22 protein-coding genes are annotated in these 26979 nt (G+C 68.2%); 13 read left to right on the forward strand and 9 right to left on the reverse strand.

What is annotated here, in order from left to right:
- Positions 1–140: 140 nt before the first annotated feature.
- The 4 genes from K32_RS22855 to K32_RS22870 all read right to left on the reverse strand — a co-directional run bounded on the left by K32_RS22855 (position 141) and on the right by K32_RS22870 (position 8437).
- Positions 141–1019, reverse strand: a complete 879-nt coding sequence (locus K32_RS22855; RefSeq protein ID WP_201401693.1) for a transglutaminase family protein — start codon at positions 1017–1019, stop codon at positions 141–143.
- The gene (locus tag K32_RS22860; protein ID WP_201401694.1) at positions 1020–3530 is read right to left on the reverse strand and encodes a circularly permuted type 2 ATP-grasp protein; all 2511 of its coding nucleotides are present in this window, start codon (positions 3528–3530) and stop codon (positions 1020–1022) included. It lies immediately after the preceding gene.
- A 4-nt stretch (positions 3531–3534) separates the two neighbouring features.
- Positions 3535–6891, reverse strand: coding sequence for a DUF2126 domain-containing protein (locus K32_RS22865; RefSeq protein WP_201401695.1), 3357 nt, complete (start codon positions 6889–6891; stop codon positions 3535–3537).
- A gap of 571 nt (positions 6892–7462) precedes the next feature.
- Positions 7463–8437: an isopenicillin N synthase family oxygenase gene (locus K32_RS22870; RefSeq protein ID WP_201401696.1), complete on the reverse strand. Its 975-nt coding sequence runs from the start codon at positions 8435–8437 to the stop codon at positions 7463–7465.
- A 112-nt stretch (positions 8438–8549) separates the two neighbouring features.
- Between K32_RS22870 and K32_RS22875 the strand changes: the two genes are divergently transcribed.
- Positions 8550–9587, forward strand: a complete 1038-nt coding sequence (locus K32_RS22875; RefSeq protein ID WP_201401697.1) for a heparan-alpha-glucosaminide N-acetyltransferase — start codon at positions 8550–8552, stop codon at positions 9585–9587.
- 15 nt (positions 9588–9602) lie between these two features.
- On the forward strand, positions 9603–10718 hold the full coding sequence (locus K32_RS22880) for a mannitol dehydrogenase family protein (protein ID WP_201401698.1): 1116 nt from the start codon (positions 9603–9605) through the stop codon (positions 10716–10718).
- Positions 10719–11253: 535 nt separating this feature from the next.
- Here the strand turns inward: K32_RS22880 and K32_RS22885 are convergent.
- Positions 11254–12222: an NAD-dependent epimerase/dehydratase family protein gene (locus K32_RS22885; protein ID WP_201401699.1), complete on the reverse strand. Its 969-nt coding sequence runs from the start codon at positions 12220–12222 to the stop codon at positions 11254–11256.
- Positions 12223–12361: 139 nt separating this feature from the next.
- On the opposite strand from K32_RS22885, the gene K32_RS22890 reads away from it, so the two are divergent.
- The 5 genes from K32_RS22890 (at position 12362) to K32_RS22910 (ending at position 16816) form a co-directional block, all read left to right on the forward strand.
- Complete coding sequence (locus tag K32_RS22890; protein ID WP_201401700.1) at positions 12362–12835, forward strand: Rrf2 family transcriptional regulator; 474 nt, start codon at positions 12362–12364, stop codon at positions 12833–12835.
- Between the two features lie 160 nt (positions 12836–12995).
- Positions 12996–13973, forward strand: a complete 978-nt coding sequence (locus K32_RS22895) for a sulfate ABC transporter substrate-binding protein (RefSeq protein WP_201404626.1) — start codon at positions 12996–12998, stop codon at positions 13971–13973.
- 9 nt (positions 13974–13982) lie between these two features.
- Complete coding sequence (gene cysT, locus K32_RS22900; protein WP_201401701.1) at positions 13983–14831, forward strand: sulfate ABC transporter permease subunit CysT; 849 nt, start codon at positions 13983–13985, stop codon at positions 14829–14831.
- Positions 14824–15717 (forward strand): sulfate ABC transporter permease subunit CysW, encoded by an 894-nt coding sequence (cysW, locus tag K32_RS22905; protein WP_371812791.1) that lies wholly within the window; start codon positions 14824–14826, stop codon positions 15715–15717. Before cysT ends, cysW begins: the two co-directional genes overlap by 8 nt.
- Before the next feature lie 64 nt (positions 15718–15781).
- Complete coding sequence (locus K32_RS22910; RefSeq protein WP_201404628.1) at positions 15782–16816, forward strand: sulfate/molybdate ABC transporter ATP-binding protein; 1035 nt, start codon at positions 15782–15784, stop codon at positions 16814–16816.
- Positions 16817–16858: 42 nt separating this feature from the next.
- Here the strand turns inward: K32_RS22910 and K32_RS22915 are convergent, their stop codons facing one another.
- Entirely contained in the window at positions 16859–18568 is a 1710-nt protein-coding gene (locus K32_RS22915; protein ID WP_201401702.1) for an MFS transporter, read from the reverse strand.
- 270 nt (positions 18569–18838) lie between these two features.
- Here K32_RS22915 and K32_RS22920 point away from each other — a divergent pair, with 270 nt between their 5' ends.
- Positions 18839–19534, forward strand: a complete 696-nt coding sequence (locus K32_RS22920; RefSeq protein WP_201401703.1) for a D-lyxose/D-mannose family sugar isomerase — start codon at positions 18839–18841, stop codon at positions 19532–19534.
- Here K32_RS22920 and K32_RS22925 read toward each other — a convergent pair.
- Positions 19531–20310, reverse strand: a complete 780-nt coding sequence (locus tag K32_RS22925) for a DUF1428 domain-containing protein (protein WP_371812793.1) — start codon at positions 20308–20310, stop codon at positions 19531–19533. The genes K32_RS22920 and K32_RS22925 overlap by 4 nt on opposite strands.
- A 104-nt stretch (positions 20311–20414) precedes the next feature.
- Between K32_RS22925 and K32_RS22930 the strand changes: the two genes are divergently transcribed.
- Positions 20415–20861, forward strand: coding sequence for a MarR family winged helix-turn-helix transcriptional regulator (locus K32_RS22930; protein ID WP_201401704.1), 447 nt, complete (start codon positions 20415–20417; stop codon positions 20859–20861).
- A gap of 81 nt (positions 20862–20942) precedes the next feature.
- On the opposite strand, the gene K32_RS22935 is transcribed toward K32_RS22930, so the two are convergent.
- Together K32_RS22935 and K32_RS22940 are read right to left on the reverse strand one after the other, a co-directional pair.
- Positions 20943–21251: an antibiotic biosynthesis monooxygenase gene (locus K32_RS22935; RefSeq protein ID WP_201401705.1), complete on the reverse strand. Its 309-nt coding sequence runs from the start codon at positions 21249–21251 to the stop codon at positions 20943–20945.
- 172 nt (positions 21252–21423) lie between these two features.
- Positions 21424–23565: a TonB-dependent receptor domain-containing protein gene (locus tag K32_RS22940; protein WP_201401706.1), complete on the reverse strand. Its 2142-nt coding sequence runs from the start codon at positions 23563–23565 to the stop codon at positions 21424–21426.
- A 302-nt stretch (positions 23566–23867) separates the two neighbouring features.
- On the opposite strand from K32_RS22940, the gene hemP reads away from it, so the two are divergent.
- The 4 genes from hemP to K32_RS22960 all read left to right on the forward strand — a co-directional run bounded on the left by hemP (position 23868) and on the right by K32_RS22960 (position 26977).
- On the forward strand, positions 23868–24029 hold the full coding sequence (gene hemP / locus K32_RS22945; protein WP_201401707.1) for a hemin uptake protein HemP: 162 nt from the start codon (positions 23868–23870) through the stop codon (positions 24027–24029).
- Positions 24030–24037: 8 nt separating this feature from the next.
- Positions 24038–25036, forward strand: coding sequence for a hemin ABC transporter substrate-binding protein (locus K32_RS22950; RefSeq protein WP_201401708.1), 999 nt, complete (start codon positions 24038–24040; stop codon positions 25034–25036).
- 11 nt (positions 25037–25047) lie between these two features.
- Positions 25048–26115 (forward strand): iron ABC transporter permease, encoded by a 1068-nt coding sequence (locus tag K32_RS22955; protein WP_244669703.1) that lies wholly within the window; start codon positions 25048–25050, stop codon positions 26113–26115.
- A 76-nt stretch (positions 26116–26191) separates the two neighbouring features.
- A complete protein-coding gene (locus tag K32_RS22960; RefSeq protein ID WP_201401710.1) occupies positions 26192–26977 on the forward strand; it encodes a heme ABC transporter ATP-binding protein in 786 nt (261 codons plus the stop codon).
- Positions 26978–26979 lie beyond the last annotated feature (2 nt).

The following is a 26979-nucleotide window of genomic DNA, read 5'->3' on the forward strand; positions in this document are numbered from 1 at the left end:
CGGCAGACATGCCGGCCGGTCCCGCAAGCCAAGGCAGCAGGGAATCCATCCGTCCTGATACCGTGTGCCGCCGAGAAATACCAGCCTGTCGCGGGGGTGCGACGAATTCGTTCCGCATCTGATGCTATCCGGCATCGCCGTCAGCCGACCACCGCGACATCGACCTCGACGTCGAGCTGGTGATCGCCCGAGGTGACGATGACGCCGTCGACCGGCGCGGCGTCGGTATAGTCGCGGCCGAGCGCCAGGACGACATGGTCTTCCGCCGCGATCACGCCATTGGTCGGATCGAGGCCGATCCAGCCGAGCTCGCGGCCGCACCAGACCGCCACCCAGGCGTGCGTCGCGTCGGCGCCCTCGAGGCGCGGCTGGCCGGGCGGCGGCAGCGTGCGCAGGAAACCGCTGACATAGGCGGCCGGCAGGCCGAGCGTGCGCAGGCCCGCGATCATCACATGGGCGAAGTCCTGGCAGACGCCGGCGCGCGCCGCGAAGGCCTCGCCGGGCAGGGTGGTGACGTCGGTCGCCTCCGGGTCGTAGGCGAAATCGGCCTTGATGCGGCGGGTCAGGTCGAAGGCGGCGGCGAGGATCGGCCGGCCGGCGGGAAAGCTCGTGGCGGCATAGGCGCCGATCGTGTCGTCGATGGCGATGACGCGGCTGGCGAACAGGAAATGCACCGGCGACAGCGGGCCGAGATCGGTCTCGGCCACGGCGAGGCGGCGGATCTGCTCCCAGCCCGGCGTCGCCTCGGCGTCGATCGCCTGTTCGGCGTCGACGGCGACCCGCGCCCGCGTCTCCAGCGTCAGTTCCTCATGCGGGAAGGCGAAGGCGACGGTGGTGATCCGGTTGCCGAAGAAATCGAGCCCGTCCTGGCGCTCGGTCGGCTCCGGCGTGATGACGAGGTCAGCGGCGATGACGCGCTGGCCGTTGCGCGCCACCGGCAGCAGGCGCAGCACCTGGCGCGCGAAGGGCACCGGCGAGGCATAGGTGTAACGGGTGGTCTGGCGGATGTCGTACAGCATTTATTCGCCGCCCTCGGCCGGATCGGCGGCGCGCCGGTGGGTGAAATAGGCGAGCGCGATCTCGTCGGAGATGCGCATCAGGGTTCGTTCGAAGCCGAAGATCCTGTCGGCATCGAGCTCGGCGGCGTCGGCGGTCAGGAGTTCGGCGGCGAGCCGGGTCGCCAGCCGGTCGCCCGGCGCCAGCAGCCCGGCCGGGGCATGCGCCGGCAATTCGGAGAGCAGCTGCCGGATTTGCTCGGTCTGGAAGGCCAGCGCGCGCGGGTTGCGGCTGTCGAGCAGCACCAGGTCGACCACCGGCACGCGGGCCGGCAGCATGACATAGCGGATGCGGTAGGTGATCTGGCTGTCGGCAAGCTCCAGCAGCGCGTCGAGCTCGCCCGCCTTGCCGCTCATGCCGCAGAACCGGGCGGCGCGGGCGATGGCGAGGCCGCGCTCGATGCGGCGACCGGTCTCGAGGAAACGCCAGCCATGCTGGCGCACCATGTTTTCCTGCACCAGGCCGGAGAAGGCGGCGATCAGCCGGAGCGCCGTGTTGGCTCGTTCCAGCATGTCGCTGTCGGTCTCCGCCTCCAGCGGTCGCTGCAGCAGCGCCTCGAGGTCGGCGACGGTGCGCCAGGCGTCCGGCGACAGCCGGTCGCGGATGACGGAGGCGGCGCGGCGCGAGGCCTCGGCCAGCCGCGGGATGGTGTTGAAGGCGTCGCGGCTGGTCAGGATCGAGAGGGCGCGGCCCGTCGGCGTCGCCTCGTCGTCCTCGTCGGCGGATCCGGCGGCGGCGAGCGCCGCGTCGAGCCGGTCGATCACCGCCGCGCCGTCATGCTCGGCGTCGACATGGCGGACGGCGATGGCGCGGACGAGCCGCAGCGCGGCTTCCGTGCGCTCGACATAGCGGCCGAGCCAGAACAGGTTCTCCGCCGCCCGGCTTGGCAAGGTCGAGGTGACCCGCTGCAGCGCGACCTTGTCGGGCGAGGCGAGCAGGGTCGTTTCCGCCACCGGCCCGTCGGAGAGCACCCAGACATCGGCCGAGGCGCCGCCCTGGTGCAGCGTCACGGCGCGGGCGTCGGGCTGGTCGGAGATACGGCAGAAACCGCCCGGCATCACCGTCCAGCCATCGGGACCGCGCGCGACATAGAGGCGGAGGATGGACGGCCGCGGCTCCAGCCGGGCCGTCTCGCCCTCGCCGCGCCAGACCGGCGTGGTCGAGAGCTTGACCGCTTCCTGGCCGACGAAATCGGTGCCGCGCCGGCCGAGCGCGCGGATCAGGTCGGCCTTCCGTTCGGGATCGATGGCGCCGCCGAGCAGCGGGCCGCGATCGAGCAGGCCCGGCACGCTGCCGCCGAGCGCCGGCGCGATCACCATGCGGTCGAACTCGGCGACGACATGATCGCGCTCCAGCGTCTGGCCGCACCACCAGGTGGCGACGTTCGGCAGGATCAGATCCTCGCCGAGCACGCGGCGGGCGAGGCCGGGCAGGAAGCCGAGCATGGCGCGCGCCTCGACCAGGCCGGCGCCGAGCGCGTTGGCGATGGCGACGTTCTTCTGGCGCACGGCGCCGGCGAGGCCCGGCACGCCGAGCCGCGAGGCGGGGTTCAGCTCCAGCGGGTCGGCGAAATCGGCGTCGAGCCGGCGCAGCAGCACGTCGGCGCGCTTCAGGCCCGAGATGGTGCGCATGTAGACGGTGTCGTCGCGCACCGTCAGGTCGTCGCCCTCGACCAGCACGAAGCCGAGATAGCGGGCGAGATAGGCGTGCTCGAAATAGGTCTCGTTGAGCGGTCCCGGCGTCAGCAGCGCGACGCGGGTCTCCTCATGCCGGTTCAGCGTGTTCAGCCCGGCGCGAAATTCCTGGAAGAAGCCGGCGAGGCGCTCGACATTGAAGGAGCGGAAGAGGTCGGGCAGGGCGCGCGACAGCGCGATGCGGTTTTCCAGCGCGTAGCCGGCGCCGGAAGGCGCCTGGGTGCGGTCGGAGACCACCCACCAGCGGCCGTCCGGCCCGCGCCCGACATCGACGGCGTAGAAGCGCAGGTGATGGCCGCCGACCGGCTCGGCGCCGACGAGGGGACGCAGGAATTCCGGGCTGCCGGCGATGATCGCGGCCGGCAGCGCGCCATCGGCGGCGAGCCTGCCGTCGCCATAGGCGTCGCCGAGAATGGCGTCGAGCAGCTTGGCGCGCTGGATCAGGCCGGCTTCCAGCCGCGCCCATTCCTTCGGCTCGATCAGGAACGGCATATGCGACAGCGGCCAGGGCCGCTCGTCGCCATTCGCCTCGCCATAGACGCGGAAGACGACGCCGCTGTCGGCGAGATGGCGGTCGGCGAGCGCGAAGCGGTGCCGCACTTCCTTCGGCCCGAGATCGGCCATGCTCTCGACGAAGCGCATCCAGTGCGGCCGGATCCGGCCATCGGCGCCGACGAGTTCGTCGGCGACGCCGGGCAGCGGCCGGTAGTTGGCGATCAGCCGCTCCGCGCGGTCGGCGGCGTCGCGGCTGCGTCGGGTTGCTTCCTTGCGCGTCACCATCGCCTCAGAGGTTGGCCGGACGACGCAGGTCGAGCGTCGTCGGGAATTCGGGCGAGCCGCTCTCCGGCATCGGCATGAAGCGACCCCCGGTATGGCCGATCGCCTCGAAGCGCGCCAGCCGGCGCGCCTCCGCCTCGTAGGAATTGACCGGGAAGGTGTCGTAGTTGCGGCCGCCCGGATGGGCGACGTGGTAGACGCAGCCGCCGAGCGAGCGCTCCGACCAGCCGTCGACGATGTCGAAGGTGAGCGGCGCGTGGGCGGGGATCGTCGGATGCAGCCCGCGCGCCGGCTGCCATGCCTTGTAGCGGACGCCGGCGACGAACTGGCCGGCGGTTCCCGTCGAGGTCATCGGCACGCGGCGGCCGTTGCAGGCGATGATGTGGCGGCGCGGGTCGAAGCCCTCGGCCTTGACCTGGATGCGCTCGACGGAACTGTCGACATAGCGCACCGTGCCGCCGATCGCGCCTTCCTCGCCCAGCACATGCCAGGGCTCCAGCGCCTGCCGCAGCTCCAGCTTGACGCCCTGCTGCTCGATCGCGCCGATGAAGGGGAAGCGGAACTCGCGCTGCGCCTCGAACCAGACGGGATCGAAGGCGTAGCCGGCCTGGCTGAGATCGCCGAGCACGTCGAGGAAATCCGCGCCGACGAAATGCGGCAGCATGAAGCGGTCGTGCAGCTGCGTGCCCCAGCGCATCAGCGCGCCCTGCTGCGGGATCCGCCACAGCATGGCGATCAGCGCCCGCACCAGCAGCTGCTGCGCGAGCGACATGCGGTAGTCGGGCGGCATCTCGAAGGAGCGGAACTCGACCAGGCCGAGCCGGCCGGTCGGCCCGTCCGGCGAATAGAGCTTGTCGATGCAGATCTCGGTGCGATGCGTGTTGCCGGTGACGTCGACCAGCAGGTTGCGGAACAGCCGGTCGACCAGCCAGGGCGGCGGCTCGTTGCCGCTGTTTGGTCCCGGCACGGCGGCGAGCGCGATCTCCAGCTCGTAGAGCCCGTCATGTCGCGCCTCGTCGATGCGCGGCGCCTGGCTGGTCGGGCCGATGAACAGGCCGGAGAACAGGTAGGAGAGCGAGGGATGGCGCTGCCAGTAGAGCACCAGGCTCTTCAGAAGGTCCGGCCGGCGCAGGAACGGGCTGTCGGCCGGATGGGCGCCGCCGACCACGACATGATTGCCGCCGCCGGTGCCGGTGTGGCGGCCGTCGGTCATGAACTTTTCCGTGCCGAGGCGCGACAGCCGCGCTTCCTCATAGAGCGTGCGCGTGATGCCGACGCATTCGTCCCAGCTCGCGGCCGGCTGCACGTTGACCTCGATCACGCCGGGATCCGGCGTCACCTTGACGACGTGGAGGCGCGGGTCGATCGGCGGCGGATAGCCCTCGACATGCACGGCGAGACCGAGTGCACGGGCTGATTCCTCGAGCGTCGCCAGCAGCTCCAGATAATCCTCGAGCCGTTCGGTCGGCGGCATGAACACGCAGAGCCGGCCGTCGCGCGGCTCGACCGAGAGCGCCGTGCGCACCGACGAGCCGGGCGTCAGATATTGCTCGACCCGTTCCTCATGGTCGCCTTCGGCGGTGTCGGAGCCGGCCGCCGAAAGCCGCGCCATCTCCTCGGCGCGCCGCGCCGCGTCGTTGCGGGCGAGCTGCTCGGGATCGGGCAGCGGCGCGGTGATCGAGCCGGGGTCGCGCTGCACGATGAACGGATAGGACGACACCGGCACATAGGGCAGCGAGGCGAGCGGCAGGCGGAAGCCGACCGGGCTGTCGCCGGGCACCAAGAACATCTTGCCGCGCCGGAGCGGCCACTTTTCCGACATCCAGCGCTTATCGCTCGCCTGCGCCTGCCAGCGCTGCACCGGCAGGATGTAGCCGGACGGCTCGGCGAGGCCTCGCTCGAACACGCGGGCGATACGGGCGCGGGCCTCCGGGTCGTCGAGCTTCGATTCGGCCGGGGTGACGTTTTCCGGCAGCTCGGCTTCCTTGAGGATCCAGTGCGCCGGATCCTCATAGGCCGGCACGACGTGATCGGCCGAGATGCCCAGCCGCCCGGAGAGGTCGGCGAGCAGCGCGCCGGCCTGGTCCGGCGTCGCCCGCAGGTCGTCGTCCTCGGCGGCGATCAGGCTGGGATCACGCCAGATCGGCTTGCCGTCCTTGCGCCAGTAGAGCGCGAAGGTCCAGCGCGGCAGGCTCTCGCCCGGATACCATTTGCCCTGGCCGTAATGCAGGAATCCGCCCGGCGCGAAGCGGTCACGCAGGCGGCGGATCAACTCGTCGGCGCGTTCACGCTTGGTCGGGCCGACGGCCTCCGTGTTCCATTCCGGCGCCTCGTAATCGTCGATCGAGACGAAGGTCGGCTCGCCGCCCATGGTGAGCCGGACGTCCTCGCTTGCAAGGTCGGCGTCGACCCGGTTGCCGAGCGCGTCGAGCGCCGCCCAGCTCTCGTCCGAGAAGGGGAGGGTGACGCGGGGATTTTCGGCGACCCGGTCGACCCGCATCTCGAACTCGAACGCGGTCTCCGTGCCGGGATCGGCGGCGAAGGAACCGGTGATGGGGGCTGCCGAGCGGAAATGCGGCGTGGCGCAGAGCGGCAGGTGGCCCTCGCCGGTGAAGAGGCCCGAGGTCGGGTCCATGCCGATCCAGCCGGCGCCGGGGATGTAGACCTCGGCCCAGGCGTGCAGATCGGTGAAGTCGACCGCCGTGCCGGCCGGGCCGTCGAGGGCGACGACGTCGGGCTTCAGCTGGATCAGGTAGCCGGACACGAAGCGGGCGGCGAGGCCCAGATGGCGCAGGATCTCGACCAGCAGCCAGCCGGAATCGCGGCAGGAGCCGGCGCGCGACGACAGCGTTTCCTCCGGCGTCTGCACGCCCGGCTCCATACGGATCAGATAGCGGATGTCGTTCTGCAGGCGCTGGTTGATCGCGACCAGGAAGTCGACGATCTGCATTTTTTCGCGCGGGATCGTCGCCAGGAACTCTGCCAGCAGGGGACCTGCCGGCTCCGGTTCCAGATAGGCGGCGAGCTCCTCGGCGAGCGCCGGCTCATAGGCGAAGGGAAACTGCTCGGCATAGGGTTCGACGAAGAAATCGAACGGGTTGTAGACCTCGAGCTCGGCGAGCAGGTCGACCTCGACGGCGAATTCCGTCGTCTTCTCCGGAAAGACGAAGCGCGCCTGCCAGTTGCCGTGCGGATCCTGCTGCCAGTTCACGAAATGGTTGGCCGGCGTCACCTTGAGCGAATAGCTCGGCACCTTGGTTCGGCAATGCGGAGCCGGGCGCAGCCGGATCACCTGCGGTCCCAGCGCGACGGGCCGGTCATAGCGATAGCGGGTGACGTGGCGAAGCGCGGCTCGGATCGACATGCGGTCAGGCTCTCCATGGGCGTCGCAGGGACGGGCACACCAACCAGAAGCAGCAAGATTCACGCCACCGGCGCGCGTCCGCCCGAAGCTTAGGGCAGGAGAGGCCCGGTTTGAAACAGCGGTTTGAGGTTGAAGCCCGATTGCCCCGCCGGCCTCTTCATCTCTCCCAAAGCGGCCCTGCAGAACATCGAAGGTTGCCATGCGGCCCACTGCTTATGGGCAGGGCACCGTCGCCCCAGCAGAGGCCGGGGCCCATGAACACTGGCCAAGAAAGCTTAAGCGATAAGAAAGCTTGGCCCAGCCTATCGGCCACAGGGCTGTGTGTCTGGATCCCGGCCTTCGCCGGGATGACGGCGGAGGGTGCACGATCCGAATCGCGCGATAAAGGCGGTGTTGCGCGAAGGCCTCCCCATGGGAGAGGCGAAGCAAGCAAGACCCTCACCCAACCCTCCCCCGCGAGCGGGCGAGGGCTTTTCGGCCGGCGTGGCGCGGATCGGGCAACCGACGCGGTGGGCCCCCTCTCCCGCTGGCGGGAGAGGGCTGGCGTGAGGGCCCGCCAGGGCGTTGCTGCCTACATCTTCACCACGGTCGAGCGGAATTTCGACGCGAGGTACTCGCCGGAGCCGACCGGCGGGTACTTGGCCGTCTCGCCTTCTCGCAGGCAGGTCGGGATGCAGGCGATCTCGGCGTCCCAGTTCGGCTGGTGGAAGAAGGCCATCGACTGGCGCCGGGCCGAACGGCCGAGGTCGCGCGGCGGGATGGTGACGCGGTGCAGCGTCGATTTCCACTGGTCGTTGGTCCAGCGCTGCATGAGATCGCCGATATTGATGACGAAGCTGTCGGGGATCGCCGGGACGCGGTGCCACTGGCCGTCGAGGCCCAGCACTTCCAGGCCGCCCGGCGCGTCTTCCTGCATCAAAATGGTGATCGAGCCATAGTCGGAATGCTCGCCGGCGCGTAGCTGGCCGGGGACCGGATCCTCCGTCAGGTCGGGATAGTTCAGCAGCCGCAGCGCGCTCGCCTCATGATCGATGAAGCGGTCGAAATAGGTTTCCTCGAGGTCGAGCGCGAGGGCGAAGAAGCGCATGACGCGGCCGGCCAGCGCCGACATCTCGCGATAATAGGCCTGCGTCGCGACGCGGAATTCGTCGCCGCCGAGCGGCCAGGGATTGGCCGAGAAGACGAAGGCCTCGGCGTCGTCGGCGGGCTTGTGGTCGAGCCGCTGGAAGGCGGACGGGCCGAAGGAGAAGGTCTCCTTCAGATCGGCCGGCTTCGTCTGGCCGAGCGAGGCGGCGAGCGTCTCGCCCTTGACCGGACTGTAGCCATAGGGATAGCCCGGATAGGGCATGACGGCGGAGAGCTTCTCGTCGAGCGGGCGATCGAAATAGGCGCGGGCCGCGTCCCAGCCGCGTTGCACGACGGCGCGGTCGGCGCCATGACCGGTGATGAGGAAGAAGCCCGTCTCGCGGCAGGTGCGGCCGATCGCGTCGGCGATCGCACGGGAGCCTCGGGGATCGGAGAGATCGATGACTGGGATGAAAGACATGGATTTCCTGGCGGCATGACTAAATTGCAGGTTGAGACTACGAACCTCCCGCAGCCTTGGAAACCGTCAATCGGCGCAGATCGCCGATGCGGGATTGTCCGGGAGATTGCTCATGAATGAGGCAGCGGCCACGGCCGTGGAAGCGCAGCCGGGAGCCCCGGCGACGGCCGCCCGTTCGTCGCGGATCGCCGCGCTCGACGTGGCGCGCGGCGTGGCGCTCGTCTGCATGGCGATCTTTCACGGCGCCTGGGACGTCGCCTTCCTGCATCTCGTCCGCTTCGATCCCGGCGCCTCGATCGGCTGGATCGTCTTCGCCCGCGCCATCGCCGGCTCCTTCCTGATGCTGGTCGGCATCAGCCTGGTGCTCTCGGTCCGCAACGGCTTCCGTCTCCGGCCCTATCTGACGCGGCTGGCGATGATCGTCGCGGCGGCGGCGCTGGTCTCGCTCGCCACCTATTTCGTCATGCCGGAAGGCTGGATCTTCTTCGGCATCCTGCACCAGATCGCGCTCGCCAGCGTGCTGGGCCTCCTCTTCCTGCGGCTGCCGCCGCGCGGGATCTTCCTCGCCGCCGTCGCCGTCTTCGCCCTGCCGTTCTTCTTCCGCTCCGCCATCTTCGCGCAGCCGGCGCTCTGGTGGGTCGGCCTCGCGCCGAAGCCGCCGGCCTCGTTCGACTATGTGCCCCTCTTCCCCTGGTTCGGCGTCGTGCTGTTCGGCATGGCGGCGGCGAAGCTCGGCGTCGCGCTCGGCTGGGACAAATGGCTCGCCGGCTGGCAGCCGCGCTTTGCGCCCGCGCGCTGGCTCGCCTTTGGCGGCCGCCATTCGCTCGCCGTCTACCTGATCCACCAGCCGATCCTCTATGCGATCTTCTTCGGCCTCGCCGCCGTCTTCGCCCCGAACGCGGCCGAGAACGACGCCCGCGCCGATTGCGTCGAGCGCTGCGTCGCGATCGGCAAGAGCGAGGCCGATTGCCAGACCTATTGCGGCTGCGTGTTCGGCGATCTCAAGGACAAGAAGCTGACCGCCCCGTTCCTGGCCCGCACGCTGAACGACGACCAGACGACGCGGCTGCAGGAGACGATCGCCGTCTGTTCCGCCACGACCTTTCCCCCCGTCGACGAGACGCCGGACGCGGCGCCGCAGCAGCCGTAGATTTCGAGGATCCCGATGACCGACCCCGTCCGCACGCCGATCGTCCAGTTCGGCACCAGCCGCTTCCTGCAGGCGCATGCCGATCTCTTCCTGTCCGAGGCGCGGGCCCGCGGCCAGAATGTCGGCCCCGTCACCATCGTGCAGACGACGGCCTCCGGCGCCCGTTCCGGCCGGCTCAAGGCGTTCGACGGCACGCCGATCCCGATTGTTGTCCGCGGTATCGAGGCGGGCGCCCCGGTCGAGCGCACGGCCGAGGTCACCTGCCTGGTGCGCGGCCTCTCGGCCGTGGAGCAATGGGATGAGGTCGAGCGCATCGTCGTCGAGGAAGCGGAAACGCTGATCTCCAACACGTCGGACGCCGGCTTCGCGCTGGTCGAGGGCGAACGCCTCGGCGCCGGCGTGCCGCGGTCGTTTCCGCTGAAGCTCCTGAAGCTGCTCGCCGCCCGCCATGCTGCCGGCGGCGCGCCGCTGACGCTGCTGCCCTGCGAGCTGATCCCGCACAATGGCGACGTGCTGAAGGCGCTCCTGCAGAAGCTCGCCGTCGAGAACGGTCTTTCGCCCGCCTTCCAGGATTGGTTCTCGTCCTGCGTCTTCGCCAATTCGCTGGTCGACCGCATCGTCTCCGAGCCGATCGAGCCGGCCGGCGCGGTGGCCGAGCCCTATGCGCTCTGGGCGATCGAGAAGCAGCCGGGCCTCGTCGCGCCCTGCATCCACCCGAATGTGCTGATGGTTGACGATCTCGCCCGCTATGAGCGCTTGAAGCTCTTCATCCTCAATCTCGGCCACACGGTGCTCGCCGAATGGTGGCGGCAGGAGGGCCGGAGCGAGGGCGAGCTGGTGCGCGAGATCGTCGCCGACCCGGCGCTGAGGGCACGGCTCGACGCCGTCTATGACGAAGAGGTGCTGCCGATCTTCGCCGCCGGCGGCGTCGCCGAGGCGCCTTCCTATCGCGCCAGCGTGCTGGAGCGCTTCGAGAACCCGTATCTGGCGCACCGTTTGGCCGAGATCTTCGGCAACCACGCCGAGAAGAAGCGCCGCCGCATCGGCGGCCTGCTCGCCTGGAAGCAGGCGATCGGCCTCGACCTCCAGACGCCGAAGCTCGAGGCGATTTTGGCATCCGACATCGGGTGAGTGGGGCGCAAGGGGGGGAGGGCAGGTCGCTTCACCTCTCCCATGGGGAGAGGTCGACGGCCGCAGGCCGGCGGGTGAGGGGTTCAGGCCTCACCGGTGAGATCGCATCCCCTCACCCGGAGCTTCGCTCCGACCTCTCCCCATGGGAGAGGTGAAGGGGCGATGCGGATCGAGGAGTAGCTCGTTCTGCCACCAAGGGGAGGGAGCGCGTCTCTCGCTGCGGCCAGGATTGGCTCCCCCGTCGCCCCCCACTCGCCGTCATCCCGGGCTTGACCCGGGATCCATTTCCGCCGGGTTGTGTCACGTGAAACGCCCCATGCCTCGGCCCCTGTGGATCCCTGCTTTCGCAGGGATGACGGGGAGGGTGGAGTGACGGCGGAGCCAGGTGACGGCAGCGGCGAGCGCCGGTTGATGGCGCGTGGGACGACGGGAGCGTGGATCGCCGATCCCGGCAATCCGGTCGTCAACGATCCCCAATAACGGCCAACGAAGTCGGTCGACCGCCAGCAGCCGGTCGAACCAGCGGCCCTACCGCCTACCGCGCATTATACCCGCGGTACCATTCGACGAAGCGGTCCATGCCCTCGTCGATCGAGGTCTTCGGCTGGAAGCCGAGTGTGTCGGCGGAGAGCTGGATGTCGGCGAAGGTCGCCTCGACATCGGCCTTGCGCATCGGCTCGAAGCGGATCTCGGCCTTGCGGCCGGTCGCCCGCTCGATCGTCGCAATGAAGTCCATCAGCGGCACCGGCTGGTTGTTGCCGAGGTTGAAGATGCGGGTCTCGCCCGGCTCCGGCGTCCGGTCGACGGCGCCGAGCACGCCGGCGACGATGTCGTCGATATAGGTGAAGTCGCGCTGCATGCGGCCGTGGTTGAAGACCGAGATCGGCCGGCCGTCGAGGATGGCGCTGGTGAACAGCCACGGCGCCATGTCGGGCCGGCCCCAGGGGCCGTAGACGGTGAAGAAGCGCAGGCCCGACGAGGCGACGCCGTGCACATGCGCGTAGGAATGGGCGATCAGCTCGCCGGCGCGCTTGGTGGCGGCATAGAGCGAGGCCGGGCGGTCGGTGCGGTCGCTCTCGCGGAACGGCACATCCTCGTTGAGCCCATAGACCGAGGAGGACGAGGCGTAGACGATGTGGCGCAGCCGCGGCAGGCGCCGTGCGGCCTCGAACATCACCACCTGGCCGGTGACGTTGGCGTCGGCATAGGCGAGCGGGTTCTCGATCGAATAGGCGACGCCGGCCTGGGCGGCGAGATGCACGACCGTCTCGATATCGGCATGGGTGGAGACGAGCCGCTCCATCGCCGCCATGTCGCTGATCGACGCCTCGACGAACTCGAAATGCCGGTGCGCCTGCAGCCGGTCGAGCCGGGCGTGCTTCAGCGCCGGGTCGTAATAGGCATTGAGATTGTCGATCCCGATCACCGCGTCGCCGCGTTCGAGCGCCGCCCGCGCGACATGCGAGCCAATGAAGCCTGCGACACCGGTGATGAGCATTTTCATGCCTCCGGCTTAGCCGATTTTCGACTTGCCACAAAGACGGTGCACGCGGGAAAATCGACACGCGTTTCATTCCGCGCGGCGATCCGCTATGACTGGCCAGGCGCGGACGGATGGTGCGCGAGGGAATGCTGGACGTCGCATGATTTCCCAGAAGGCCAAATACGCTTTCAAGGCGCTGATTCATCTGGCTCGGCAGCCGAGCGGGCAGACCACCCAGATCGACGAGATCGCCCGCGAGGCCGGTGTGCCTCGCAAGTTTCTCGAACACATCCTGCTCGACCTGAAGCATCGCGGCATCATCGCCAGCCGGCGCGGCCGGTCGGGCGGCTACGCCATGATCAAGCAGCCGGGCGACGTGACGATCGGCGCGGTGCTCCGCGCCATCGATGGTCCGATCGCGCCCTTGCCCTGCATTTCCCGTACGGCGTACCAGCCTTGTGCCGATTGTCCTGACGAGACAGCGTGCGCGGTTCGTCGGATGTTTGCCGGACCCTATGCGACCCAGCTCCAGGCGTTCGAGGCGGCGACGCTGGCGGATGCGCTGAGCGGCGACATCGCGCCGGACGACCCGGGCCGGGATCGTGAGTTCGTTTCTGCAGGCGACGGGTTATAGGAAGAATTTTCTAGTGTGCCGGTCGTAGAAGGCGTCCGGTGGTTTGAAATTGTCGTTCGCCTGTGTCGAGATAGTGACATCATCGATCAGGGAGCACACGATGGTTCGCCCACCTTTTTCGCTCGCACGACATATCCGCCCCGCTGTCGCCGCCGTTGCGATGGGGCTGGCCATGATCGCGGCGCCGGCCATGGCCGACGTCCAGCTGCTCAATGTCAGCTATGATCCCACCCGCGAATTGTACAAGGCCTACAACGCCGCCTTCGCCGAGCACTGGAAGAAGGAGACGGGCGAGACCGTCACCATCCAGCAGTCGCATGGCGGCTCCGGCAAGCAGGCCCGCTCCGTCATCGACGGGCTCGACGCCGACGTCGTGACGCTGGCGCTCGAGGCCGACATCGATGCCATCGTCAAGGAAAGCGGCAAGATCAAGCCGGACTGGCGCGGACGCCTGCCGCACAATTCCTCGCCCTATACGTCGACGATCGTCTTCCTGGTCCGCAAGGGCAATCCGAAGGAGATCAAGGACTGGAATGACCTGATCAAGGACGGCGTCGAGGTGATCACGCCGAACCCGAAGACCTCCGGCGGCGCCCGCTGGAACTATCTCGCCGCCTGGGCCTACGCCAACAAGGCGTTCGGCAATGACGAGGCGAAGACCAAGGACTTCGTCGGCCAGCTGTACCGGCACGTGCCGGTCCTCGACACCGGCGCCCGCGGCTCGACCACCACCTTTGCCCAGCGCGGCATCGGCGACGTCCTCCTCGCCTGGGAGAACGAAGCCTTCCTGGCGCTCGAGGAACTCGGCCCCGACAAGTTCGACATCATCGTGCCGCCGCTCTCGATCCTGGCGGAACCGCCGGTCGCCCTCGTCGACGGCAATGTCGACACCAAGGGCACCCGCAAGGTGGCCGAGGCCTATCTCGACTATCTCTACTCGGCCGAGGGCCAGAAGATCGCCGCCGCCAACTACTACCGGCCGTCCAAGCCGGAGCTCGTCGAGCCCGCGGCCCTCGAGCGCTTCCCGAAGATCGACCTCGTGACCATCGACGATCCGCAGTTCGGCGGATGGGCGAAGGTCCAGCCGGAACATTTTGGCGACGGTGGCATTTTCGATCAGATCTACAAGCCGAACTGACGGGATAAGATGGCCGCAACGACCATCGCATCGGTCCGGAAGTCGAGCGTCATCCCGGGTTTCGGGTTGGCGCTCGGCTTTACCCTGACCTATCTCAGCCTCATCGTGCTGATCCCGCTGGCCGCCCTGTTCTGGCGCTCGACCAGCGCCGGCCCGGCCGAATTCCTCCGTGTCACCACCGACCCGCGCACGCTGGCGGCGCTGCGCCTCTCCTTCACCGCTTCCTTCGTGGCGGCGCTCGTCAACCTCGTCTTCGGCATGATCCTGGCCTGGATCCTGGTGCGCTACACCTTTCCCGGCCGGCGCCTGATCGACGCGGTGATCGACCTGCCCTTCGCGCTGCCGACGGCGGTCGCCGGCATCGCGCTGACGACGCTCTATGCGCCGAACGGCTGGATCGGCTCGCTGCTGCAGCCTCTCGGCATCCGCGTCGCCTATACCCAGACCGGCATCATCATCGCGCTGATCTTCATCGGCCTGCCCTTCGTCGTGCGCAGCGTCCAGCCCGTGCTGGAGGATCTGAACCGCGAGGTTGAGGAGGTCGCGGCGACGCTCGGCGCGTCACGGCGGCAGACGGTGCGCCGGGTGGTCATGCCGGCGCTGCTGCCGGCGCTCCTGACCGGCTTCGCGCTCGCCTTCGCCCGCGCCGTCGGCGAATATGGCTCGGTCATCTTCATCGCCGGCAACAGCCCCTACAGGACCGAGATCGCGCCGCTGCTGATCGTCATCAAGCTGGAGGAGTTCTCCTATTCCGGCGCCACGACGATCGCCGTCCTGATGCTGATCGCGTCATTCCTGATCCTGCTCGTGATTCACCTGATCCAGACCTGGAGCCGGCGGAGATATGGCGATGTCTGACGGCGCCTTCACCACCGCCCGCCTGCCGGGCGCCGCGGCGGTCCGCTTCCGCCCGGTGACGATGGAGCGCCGGCGCGTCCGCGTTGCGCTCATCCTCGTCTCGCTGGCCTTTCTCGGCCTGTTCCTCGTCCTGCCGGTGCTCGCCGTCTTCGTCGAGGCGCTCCGGGGCGGGCTGCCGGCCTATTGGGAAGCGATCTTCGAGCCGGACGCGGCGGCGGCGATCCGCCTGACGCTGCTGGTCGCGGCGATCTCGGTGCCCTGCAACCTCGTCTTCGGCCTGGCGGCGTCCTGGGCGATCGCCAAGTTCGACTTCAGGGGCAAGAGCCTCTTGAACACGCTGATCGACCTGCCGTTCTCGGTCTCTCCCGTGATCGCCGGCCTGATCTACATCCTGATGTTCGGCTCGCACAGCATCCTCGGTCCCTGGCTGAAGAGCGAGGGCATCCAGATCATCTTCGCCGTGCCCGGCATCGTGCTGGCGACGATCTTCGTCACCTTTCCCTTCGTCGCGCGCGAGCTGATTCCGTTGATGGAGCAGCAGGGCCGGGGCGACGAGGAGGCGGCGCTGTCGCTCGGCGCTTCGGGCTTCCAGGTGTTCTTCCGGGTCACCCTGCCCAACGTCAAATGGGCGCTGCTCTATGGCGTGCTGCTCTGCAACGCCCGCGCGATGGGCGAATTCGGCGCGGTGTCCGTGGTTTCAGGCCATATTCGCGGCCTGACCAACACCATGCCGCTGCATGTCGAGATCCTCTACAACGAGTATAATTTCGCGGCCGCATTCGCCGTAGCCTCGCTGCTGGCTCTGCTTGCCCTCTTTACACTGGTCGTCAAGTCGGTCTTGGAATGGCGTTATGCCGAAGAGATCGCCGCGACGCGCCGCCACTGAGGTAACTCAAATGAACGCGATCACCCCGATCGACCCGGGTGCGTCCGTAGCCCTCGGCGCGCCCATCGATGTGACGATCGAGAATGTCGAGAAGGCGTTCGGCGATACGCCGGCGCTGCATGGCGTCTCGCTCGACGTCAAGGCGGGCGAGCTCGTCGCCCTGCTCGGGCCGTCCGGCTCCGGCAAGACGACGCTGCTCCGCATACTCGCCGGCCTCGACGCGCCGACCGCCGGCCGCGTGCTGTTCGGCGGCGAGGATGCGCTCGGGCTTCGCGTGCAGGACCGCAATGTCGGCTTCGTGTTCCAGCATTACGCGCTGTTCCGCCACATGACGGTGTTCGACAACATCGCTTTCGGTCTGACGGTACGGCCGCGCGGTGAGCGGCCGGCCAGGGCCGAGATCCGCCAGCGCGTGCTGCATCTCCTCGACCTCGTCCAGCTCACCGGCCTCGACAAGCGCTATCCCTCGCAGCTTTCCGGCGGCCAGCGCCAGCGCGTCGCGCTGGCCCGCGCGCTCGCCATCGAGCCGCGCGTGCTGCTTCTCGACGAACCCTTCGGCGCTCTCGATGCCCAGGTTCGGAAGGATCTGCGCCGTTGGCTGCGCGAGATCCACGACCGCACCGGCCACACCACCTTCTTCGTCACGCACGACCAGGAAGAGGCGTTGGAACTCGCCGACCGCGTCGTCGTCATGTCGAAGGGCCGGATCGAGCAGGTCGGCACGCCGGACGAGATCTATGACGCGCCGGCGAGCCCGTTCGTCTTCGGCTTCATCGGCGAATCCTCCTTCCTGCCGGTGACGATCGTCGATGGCTCCGTGCAGCTTGACGGCGCGCCGCTCGACCTCGCCGCCCTCGGCACCCCGTCGGGTCCCGCCACGCTCGGCTTCCGCCCGCACGACGTCTCGATCGTCGAGGACGGCACGCCGGCGCTCACCGGCCAGATCGTCGCCGAGCGCCGGCATGGCGGCGCCAAGCGGCTCGAACTCGAGGTTGGTCCCGATCGCCATCGCGTCGAGATCGACATTTCGGTCGAGGCGCGCCAGGAGGGCGGCCGCGTCGCCTTCCGCCCGCATCGCTGGCGGATTTTTCCGCGCTAGCATCAGGCGCGGCCGTCGGGCCGCGCCCTGCTTTTCCCGATCCTATTCGGCCGGAACCGGGGCCGCCTCGCTCTCGGCATGCACGAACTTGCCGCCGGCGCCCCAGGACGCCGCCGCCGCGATCAGGTTCAGGATCATCGAGAAGGTGAAGGCGAAGACGAGGCCGTGCATGAACGGCGCCGCCATCAGATGCGGGAAGAAGGTCTTGCCGGTGATCTCGGCGACGCTGGCCGGCGGCAGGGTGGCCAGCACGTCCGGCGACAGCAGTTCGCCCATCGGGTTGTAGCCGAGGAAGGCGGCGAACAGGCTCGCCACCGCCGGCGCCGAGGCGGCGTGATGGGCGATGGCCTGCGGCACTTGTTCAGCGATCAGCGCCGCTTCCATCGAGGCCGGCAATTGCTCGGTCAGGCCGAGGATCATCAGGCTGAAGAAGATGCCGATCGACAGCACCTGGCCGGCGTTCAGCGTCGTCGCCCGCATGCCGGCCGCCTGGCCGCGCTCGGCCGCCGGGACCGAATTCATGATCGCCGTCGAGTTCGGCGCCACGAACAGGCCGGAGCCGAGGCCGTTCAGGAACAGGAGTGCTGCGAACAGCGGATAGCTGAAATCGGGCGGCAGCATCATCAGCGCGGCGAAGCTGAGCGCGCCGATCAGCATGCCGCCGACCGCGAAGGGCCGCGCGCCATGGTGGTCGGAGAGATAGCCCGAGACCGGGGTCGCGACGAGGAAGCCGACGGTGAGCGGCAGCATGAAGATGCCGGCCCAGAGCGGCGTCTCCTCGAAGGAGTAGCCGTGCAGCGGCAGCCAGATCCCCTGCAGCCAGATGATCAGCATGAACTGCAGGCCGCCACGGCCGATCGAGGCGGTGAGGCTGGCGAAATTGCCGAGCGAGAACGGCCGGATCCGGAACAGCCTCAGGTCGAACATCGGGAAGGCGACCCGGCTCTCGACGACGAGGAAGGCGACGAGCAGCGCCAGTCCGACGCCGATCAGCGTCAGCACTTCCGGGCTGCCCCAGGCCATGGCCGAGCTGCCATGCGGCTGGATGCCCTCGGTGATGCCGATCAGCACGAGGATCAGGCCGACGCCGAAGGTGATGTTGCCGGCCCAGTCGACCGGGCGGCGGCGCGGCGTGGTGCGGTCCTTCAGCTTCCAGTAGGCCCAGGCCGTGCCGACGACGCCGAACGGCACGTTGATCCAGAACACCAGCTGCCAGTCGATGTCGGCGAGCAGCCCGCCGATCAGGAGGCCGATGAACGAGCCGCCGATCGCCGCCACCGTGTTGATGCCGAGCGCCAGACCGCGCTGGTCCTGCGGGAAGGCGTCGGTGAGGATGGCGGTCGAGTTGGCCATCAGCATGGCGCCGCCGACGCCCTGGATGACGCGGACGCCGATCATGTACCAGGCGGCAAGCGCGCCGCCGCCGCTCGGGATCAGGCTGAGTGCGACCGCGCAGACGGTGAAGATCAGGAAGCCTAGATTGTAGACCCGGGCGCGGCCGAGCGCGTCGCCGAGCCGGCCGAAGGTCACCACCAGCACCGAGGTCGCAACCATGTAGCCCATGATCGACCAGAGCAGGATGTTGACGTTGGAGGGCTCGAGCGGGCGGAGGCCGACGCCGCGGAAGATCGCGGGCAGGCTGATCAGCAGGATCGAGCCGTTGATCGACGCGGCGAGCATGCCGAGCGTCGTGTTGCTGAGGGCGACCCATTTGTAATTCGCCGGGCGCGCGGCGGGATGTTCGGCTGGCATCTGTTGGCCCCGAGGGGCCTTTTTGGGGTCCGCCCGCGGCAAGGCGGACGAACGGCAGAAAGCGCACCCTAATTGACAGGATCGAATGATAGTAAGCGATGCTTACCTAACCACCGATAGGCCCGCGGGTTGCCCGATCGCAAGGCTTCTCGAATCAAAATCTCGTGACGACGGCGCGCACCGGGGCGGCCGTCCGGATCCGGCTTCCGCATTCGCGGTCGAGGCCCTAGTCTGGCCGCACATGAGGCTGCGACGGCGGAGGAAAACGGCATGAAGCGATCGCGCGTCAACGAGATCCTGCTGCAGGGGGACGAGTTCATCCGCTCCTTCGGCTATGCGATGCCGCCCTTCGCATACTGGACGCCGGCCGAGTTTCGCGCCCGCCGCGCCGAGGCGCGGGGCCTGATCGACGCCCGCCTCGGCTGGGACGTCACCGATTTCGGCTCGGAGAAATTCGATGCGGTCGGCCTGTTCCTGTTCACCGTGCGCAATGGCAACGTTGCCGATCTCGCCGCCGGGCGCGGCATGCTCTACGCCGAGAAGATCATGATCGCCCGCAAGGACCAGGTGACGCCGATGCACCGGCACGGGGTCAAGGCCGAGGACATCATCAATCGCGGCGGCGGCACGCTGGTGCTGCAGCTGTTCGGGTCGGATGCGGAAGGGGCGCTCGATCGCGAGGCCGGCGCCACCGTGCCGGTCGACGGCATCGTCCGTAGCCTGCCGGCCGGCGGCATCCTGAAGCTGGAGCCGGGCGAGAGCGTCACCCTGCTTCCCGGTGTCTGGCACACCTTCTGGGGTGAGGGCGCCGATGTGCTGGTGGGCGAGGTCTCGACCGTCAATGACGACCGGACCGACAACATCTTCGCCGATCCGGTCGGCCGCTTCGCGGAGATCGAGGAGGACGAGGATCCCGTCCACCTGCTGGTGGCGGACTACGACGCCTGGCTGGGCGAACCGAGCTAGTTCCGGAGATCGAGCAGCGGCATAAAGCCGCCATAGATCATGCGCTGGCCGTCGAACGGCATCTTCATCGAGTCCGACTGCATGCGCGGATCGGCCATGATCTTCTCCCAGCCGGCGACGCGCGCCTCCTTGGAGGGCCATTCGATCCAGGAATAGACGACGGCCTCGTCCGGCTTGGCCTGAACGGCGCGGCGGAAATCGGTGACCTTGCCGTCCGGAACATCGTCGGCCCAGGTCTCGACCACCCGCCTCGCGCCATGCTCGCGGAAGAGCGGCGCGGACTGGGCCGCGAAGGCGCGATAGGCTTCCTTGTTGGCTTGCGGGACGGCCATCAGCGTTCCGTCGACATAGCCCGTCCCCGGTCCGCCCTGCCCATCCTCCAGAATGGCCTGGAAGCCGCCATAGATCATCCGCGTGGCGTCGAAGGGCATGGTCGAGCCCATCGCCTCCATGCGCGGATCGCTCATGATCTTCCGGTTCGCCTCGTCGCGCGTGGCGCGGTCGGGGTATTCGAACCAGGAGAACAGCACCACCTCGTCGTCCTTCGCCTGCACGGCGCGGCGGAAATCGGTGACCTTGCCGTCGGGCACGTCGTCGCCCCAGGTCTCGACCATGCGCGTCATGCCGAATTCCTTGAAGATCGCGTGCGCGTCGGCGGCGTGCTTTCGATAGGCTTCCTTGTTGGCGGCCGGCACGGCCGTCACGAATCCCTCGATATAGGGCATGGCGTTTTCCTCCTTGTCGGTGGTTTCCGGCGGGCGACCCGTCGCCTCCATCGCGGTGTTCCTCCGCGCGACCGGTCACGCGACACCCTGGGACAACGGCTGTCAGAGGCGATTGTTCACTTGACAATTTAGGTTGATATCAACATAAAAAGAGCATGTCAAATCCGGCCACCGTTCCGTTCGCGACGACCCTGCACGTCCGCGACCATTGCCTGTGCCTTGCAACCCAGCGGGCGGCCCGCGCCTTGGCGCGCCGCTTCGACGAGGCGCTGCGCCCGGTCGGGCTGACGAGCGGTCAGTTTTCGCTGCTGATGTCGCTGAACCGGCCGGAGCCGCCGTCGATCGGCGCGGTGGCGACGCTGCTCGCCATGGACCGCACCACGCTGACCGCCAATCTGAAGCCGCTGGAGCGCCAGGGTTTCCTGACGATCACGGTCGACCCTGCCGACCGGCGCGGCCGCCGGCTGGCGCTGACCGACGCCGGCCGCGCGGCGCTCGCGGCCGGCGTGCCGATCTGGACGCGGACCCATGCCGAGGTCGAGGCGCCGTTTGCGCCGGGCGAGGCGGACCGGCTGCGCGCGGGGCTGCTGGCGCTCGCCTGACGGCGGCCAACAAAAAAGCCTCCGCCCCGGGGTGAGGGCGGAGGCTTCGAAACGGGGCAAGAGCCCGGAGATGCCGGCGGGTCAGACGCCGTCGACGGACTTGAAGCCCTCGAAATTCGGGTGGCCGAGGAACATCGGCTTGCGGTCGCCGGCGCCGCGATGGGCGGCGCGGAACTGCTCCGACTTGGTCCAGGCGATGAAGTTCTCTTCCGTTTCCCAGACGGTGTGCGACGAGTAGAGGGTGTGGTCCTCGGCCTCGGCGCCCTTCAGCAGGTTGAAGGAGACGTAGCCCTCGAGCTCGTTCAGGTGACGCGGGCGCGTGCGCCAGACTTCCTCGAAGTCCGCTTCCATGCCCTTGATGACTTTGAAGCGGTTCATGGCGATGTACATGGTCGATCTTCCGTTTGCGTGCCGATGAGGTGCGTGAATAGAGGATGGATGCCCTATGGGGCAAAAAGGTGAGGAGGGACGACCGGAAACCGGCCTCCCCCCTCGCGTCTGTCCGTCGTCACCACACCGCCGGACAGACGTATCTCGTGCTTGGCCTATCGCGGGCCTGGCCTCAGAACTGCATCTTCGCCGTCAGCAGGAAGGTGCGGCCGCGGCCGGTGTCCTTGAGCGCCGAACCCGTGTTGCCGGAGAGCGCCGGCTCATAGGTCTTGTCGAACAGGTTGGTCACGTTCGCCGACAGGTCGAGGCCGTTGTCGAACTTGTAGTTGGCGAAGGCGTCGACCAGCGTGTAGGGCGCCCAGTCGGTGTAGCTCGTATTGGGCTGACCGGCGCCGTTGCCGACTTCCGTCTGGCTGACATAGTTGACGCGACCGCCGACCGTGAGGCGCTGCTCCAGGAAGCGGGCGCCGCCCGTGACCGTCAGGACGTTGTCCGGCATGAAGCTGACCGCGCCGAGGCCGTTGACCTGCGAGGGCAGATCCGACTCGGCGTGGGTGTAGGCGATGCTGCCGAAGGCGAAGCCGGCGTCATAGGCGGTCTCGAGCTCGAAGCCCTGCAGCACCGACGATCCCGGATGGTTGATGAAGTAGGACTTGCCGCCGCCGAGGTTCACGCCGGTGATGTAGTTCTCGACGTTCTTGTAATAGTAGTTCGCCTTCAGGCGGAACATGTCCTTCTCGGTGAGAAGGCCGTTGCGCGTGATGTTGGCGCCGAATTCCCAGCCCTTCTGGATTTCAGGATCGAGATAGGGGTTCGGCGAGAAGCTGGTGCCGCCGCCCGGATGCGAGCCGCCCAGCATCGTCTCCTGGATGGTCGGCGGGCGGAACGACTGCGAATAGGTGATGTAGGGCTGCAGCCAGTCGTACGGATTGATCGCGATCGTCAGCCGGGGATCGAAGCGGCCATCCGACTGGTCGAGCTCCTGGCGGCCGACCGGCACGCCGGCGGGATTGCCCGCCACGGCGTCATAGGTGCCGTTGAGCGTGTAGAAGTCGTAGCGCAGGCCCGCGATGACGTCGACGATGTTGTACTTGAAGGTCGTCTCCGAGAACACGCCGCCGACCGAGCTCTTGCCGCTCGGATTCACGCCGCCGGCCTTGTTCGGATAGACGGTGTTGTAGGAATCGACCGTGTCGTGGAAATACTCGACGCCGTTGACGGTCGTGACCGCGACATTGCCGAGCGAGAAGTTCGACGTGTTGGCGATGTCGAAGCCGATGCCCTTGTCTTCGATCACGCGGCCGTTGCTGGTGTAGAAGGCGCCGTTCGGCGTGCCGGCATAGATCGAGTCGCCATACTCCATCTTGACGTCGTTGTAGTAGACGTGGGCGGCGACGTTGACGAGCTCGCTGTCCGGGTCCCAGTTGACGCCGGCCGTGTAGGTGTTCGACTTCAGCTTCTGATTGTAGCTGTTGGCGGCGAAGTCGTTGTCATAGAGCACCGCGCCGAGATTGACCGTCAGGTCGTCGGTCGGCTTGAACTCGCCCTTGACCAGGCCGGAGAGCAGGTTCTGGAACGTGCCGGGCACTTCCGTGCCGTCGCCGTTCTTGTAGTTGTCGGGGTTCGAGTAGCTGATCGCGCCGGCGATCGCCGCGGCGCCGCCGGTCGAGCGCAGCGCGCCGGCCGCCATCTCGGAGAAGCCGACGTCGTTGCTGCCCCAGGTCAGCGTCGCGAGCGCGCCCCAGTTCTTGCCGTCCTTGATGATGTCGTCGACGCCGATGGTGCGGATGTTGGCGGAGCCCGCCAGCGCGCCGGCGCCGCCGGTCGTCGAGACCGCGCCGCGGGTGACGTCCACGCCGGCGACCAGCGCCGGGTCGACATAGGCGAAGCCCTGCGCCTCATGGCCGGTGAAGCGGAAGTTCTGCCGCACGCCGTCGATCATCGTGTTGACGCGGCCCGAGCCCTCGAGGCCGCGGATGTTCACCGACAGGCCGGGGTTCTGGATCGAGTCACGCGAGAAGGTGCCGGGCATGGCGCGCAGCACGTCGCCGAGCTTGCGCTGGCCGAAGAGGTCGATTTCGTCGGAGGAGGCGGAGCTGATCGGCGCCGGCGTCGTGAACGGGTTCTTCCAGCCGTCCTGCGAGGTCGTCGAGACGATCGGCGACAGGAAGCTCGACTCACCCTTGGCGGCCTTCTTCTTCAGCTCCTCGTCCGTCTCGCCGCTGGCGGCGGCGGTGGCCGGCGTGGCGGCGGCCTGCGCCTTGGCGGCCGTGGCGGAGAAAGCGGAGAGAAGAGCGACGGCCGTTCCGGCCATCAGCCACGTCTTACGTCGAGCGACACGCATGCGAGCCCCATTGAATGCTGTGATGGGCCTGGCTGGCTGTCCGGGCTCGCGCTGATGTCGCGGAGCCGGCACTGGCGTGCTTGGCGGATTTCATCTCCCGGCCGCCCGCCGCGAATGCGGCGAAATCGGGGTCGGCGATGTTTCGCTTGCGGAGATACGAAAAGGTGAGTACCTCAGTCAACTAAATTGTTGCGAATTATTCGCAAGTTTAGAACCGATCAAAATTACCGCTCCCTTAGCAAGTAGGCGGGAAAGAGATGCAAGACATGCCCATGGTTGGATCTTCCCAGGACATCGCGCCGGCGGGTTCCGGACCGCGCGTCGTTTCCAGCGCCGATCTGCTCGAAGGAGCGCGTGAAGTCATCATTCGCCATGTCGGCGAGGATTACCGGCTGCGCCTCACCCGGGCCGGCAAGCTGATATTGAACAAGTAGACGGGATCATGATGAAGCTCGCGCACACTTCCCCCCACCATGGCGCGGCGCGTTCGTTGGAGCGCTTCGCCAGCCGCCGTTTCCAGATCTTCTTCGGATTGGCCTTCGCCGTCGGCATCACGCTGAGCGCGATCGTCCAGACGGTCGCGGCGGAGCGGGTGATCGACGACGCCACCGGCCGCTCGGTCAAGATCGGCACGACCGACCGCATCGTCACCATCGGCGGCGACATCACCGAGATCGTCTATGCGCTCGGCGCCGGCGACCGCGTCATCGCCCGCGACACCACCTCTTCCTACCCGCCCGAGGCGAACGAGAAGCCCGATATCGGCTATATGCGCGCGCTGTCGGCCGAGGGCGTGCTGTCGGTCAAGCCGGACCTGATCATCGCCGTCGAGGGCGCCGGACCGAAGGACGCCATCGACCTGCTCGAATCGGCCTCGGTGCCGATCGTCATCGTGCCGGAGCGCCGCTCCGCCGACAGTATCGTCGCCAAGATCCGCCTGATCGCCGACATCCTCGGCAAGAAGGAGCAGGGCGACAAGATGGCCGATACCCTCGCCGCCCGCTTCGACGTGCTCGAGACCGCCATCGGCAAGATCCCGGCGAACGAGCGCAAGAAGGCCGTGTTCCTGATGAGCCTCAACGGCGGCAAGCCGATGGCCGCCGGCCACGACACCTCCGCCGATGCGATGATCCAGCTTGCCGGCGGCATCAATCCGATGGCCTCCGTCGAGGGCTACAAGCCCGCTTCCGACGAGGCGCTGGTCGCCGCCGCCCCGGAAGTCGTGGTGATGATGATCGGCCAGAGCGGCCCGCCGAAGCCGGAAACCGTGTTCGATTCGCCCGCGCTGCGCGCCACCCCGGCGGCGAAGAACCAGGCGCTGATCTCCATGGACGGCCTCTATCTGCTCGGCTTCGGGCCGCGCACGGCGGATGCGGCGCGCGATCTCGCGCATGCGCTCTATCCGTCGCTGGACCTGCCCGCGTGGCCGGCAGCCGACTGATGAGCCTCGTCATGACAGCTCCGGTCGCCGGGGATCGGCGCGGCCGCGCCTTCGTGGTGACCTGCGCCCTCGTCGTGGTCCTGATCGTCGCTTCGGTCGCCTCGCTCTGCGTCGGCCCGTCGGGTCTCTCCACCGGCGAGGTGGCGGGCCTGCTCGCCGACGCGATGGCCGGGCGCTTCTCCGAGATCAACAGCGTCAACCACGTCATCCTGTTCGACATCCGCATCCCGCGCACGCTGCTCGGCGCGATGGTCGGCGCCTCGCTGGCGCTGGCCGGCGCGATGATGCAGGGCCTGTTCCGCAATCCGCTCGCCGATCCCGGCCTCGTCGGCGTGTCGTCGGGCGCGGCGCTCGGCGCCGTGCTGGTCATCGTGCTCGGCGGCGCCTTCCTTTCTCCGGTGATGGATTTCCTCGGCATCGGCGCGCTGCCGATCGCCGCCTTCTTCGGCGGTCTCGGCACGACGCTGCTGCTCTATTCGATCGCCACCCGGCAGGGCCGCACCTCGGTCGCCACCATGCTGCTGGCCGGCATCGCGCTCGGCGCCATCGCCGGCGCGATCACCGCCTATCTCGTCTTCCGCAGCAACGACTTCCAGCTGCGCGAGCTGACCTTCTGGTCGATGGGCGGCCTCGGCGGCGCGACCTGGAACAAGCTGGCGCTGGCGCTGCCCTTCATCATCGGCGTCTTCATCGCCATGCCGTTCACGGCGCGGGGCCTCGATGCGCTGGTGCTGGGCGAATCGGAAGCGCGCCATCTCGGCTTCAACACCCAGTGGCTGAAGAGCCTGATCATCATGGTGGTCGCCCTCGCCGTCGGCGTGTCGGTGGCGTTCGCCGGCATCATCGGCTTCGTCGGCATCGTCGTGCCGCATGTGCTGCGCCTGGTGATCGGACCGGAGCACCGCACGCTGCTGCCGGCGACGGGGCTGCTCGGCGCGACGCTCCTGATCGTCGCCGACATGATCTGCCGCACCATCGTCGCGCCGGCCGAACTGCCGATCGGCATCGTCACCGCCACGATCGGCGCGCCCTTCTTCCTGTCGATCCTGCTCAGGAAGCGCGGCGTGGTCGACCTGTAGGCCGGCCGATCTTCGTCCAAGACCGAGCGGCGGCGTGTCCGCCGCTCCCGTCCATTCCGAAAAGCGGGGCGCCGCCATGCTCGAAGTCCAAGACCTGACCGTCCGCGCCGGCAAGCGCGCCATCCTCGACCGCGTCTCGCTCAAGGTTCGCCCGGGCGAGCTCACCGTCGTGGTCGGGCCGAACGGCGCCGGCAAGTCGACGATCATGAAGGCCGTGACCGGCGAGCTGCGCCCGGCCGAGGGCGTCATCACGCTGGACGGAAGGAAAACCTCCGCCTATCCGGCCTACGAGATGGCGCGCCGCCGCGCCGTGCTGCCGCAGGCGTCGTCGCTCGCCTTTCCCTTCACCGTGCACGAGGTCGTCCGCCTCGGCACCAGCGGCGCGCTCAGCCCGGCCGACCGGGCGGCCCGCGTCGCCGCCGCGCTGATCCGGGTCGATCTGAACGGTTTCGGCGGCCGCTTCTTCCAGGAGCTTTCCGGCGGCGAGCAGCAGCGCGTGCACCTCGCCCGCGTGCTCTGCCAGGTCTGGGAGCCGGTCGTCGACGGCGTGCCGCGCTATCTGTTCCTCGACGAGCCGACGGCGAGCCTCGATCTGCGCCACCAGCTCCTCACCCTCGACACCGCCCGCGCCTTCGCGGCGGCCGGCGGCGGTGTCGTGGCGATCCTGCACGATCTGAACCTCGCGGCGCTCTATGCCGACAAGATCATCGTCGTCAGCGCCGGCCGCATCGCCGCCGACGGCACGCCGCGCGAGGTCCTGACCGATGCGATGATGCGCGAGGTGTTCGGCGTCAGCGTGCATGTCGGCGGCGTGCCGACCGACGCGCCCTTTATCCTGCCGCACACGGCGCGTACGGCCTGAGC

The organism is Kaistia sp. 32K, assembly GCF_016629525.1.
Classification (GTDB): Bacteria; Pseudomonadota; Alphaproteobacteria; order Rhizobiales; family Kaistiaceae; genus Kaistia.